The sequence below is a fragment of the Rugosimonospora africana genome (assembly GCF_016862975.1).
Taxonomy (GTDB): Bacteria; Actinomycetota; Actinomycetes; order Mycobacteriales; family Micromonosporaceae; genus Rugosimonospora; species Rugosimonospora africana.
In genome coordinates this window covers 1-543 of the sequence record NZ_BONZ01000214.1, presented here as the reverse complement: position 1 = coordinate 543, position 543 = coordinate 1, and the positions used below count along the sequence as shown (strand labels likewise).

The 543-nt window shown below is 63.7% G+C and carries 1 protein-coding gene; it reads left to right on the top strand.

The window, feature by feature from the left end:
* On the top strand, positions 1-543 hold a 543-nt coding region (locus Raf01_RS49285; protein WP_373319809.1), incomplete at both ends, for an amylo-alpha-1,6-glucosidase.

Below are 543 nucleotides of genomic sequence, written 5' to 3'. Positions count from 1 at the left end.
ATCTCCTATCGGGATGGTCGGATTCCGCGGGCGCCGCGGGCGACGTGTGAGCTTCAGGGGTATGCGTATGACGCGAAGCGGCGGGCGGCGCGGTTGGCGCGTCAGTTCTGGGGTGATGGGGAGTTGGCGGGGCGGTTGGAGGGTGAGGCGGAGGATTTGAAGCGGCGGTTCAATCGGGATTTCTGGGTTGAGGATGGTGGGTATTACGCGTTGGCGTTGGATGCCGATGGTGGTCAGGTGGATGCGTTGTCGTCGAACATCGGGCATCTGTTGTGGAGTGGGATTGTGGATGAGGGTCGGGCGGGTCGGGTGGTGGAGCATTTGATGGGGCCGCGGTTGTTTTCGGGGTGGGGGGTTCGGACGTTGGCGGTGGGTGAGGGTCGGTACAACCCGGTGGGTTATCACGTGGGTACGGTGTGGCCGTTTGACAATTCGTTTATCGCGTGGGGGTTGCGGTCGTACGGGTACAAGCAGGAGGCGGCGCGGATCGCGCAGTGCATTCTGGAGGCGGCCGAGTTCTTCCAGGGCCGGCTACCCGAAGCG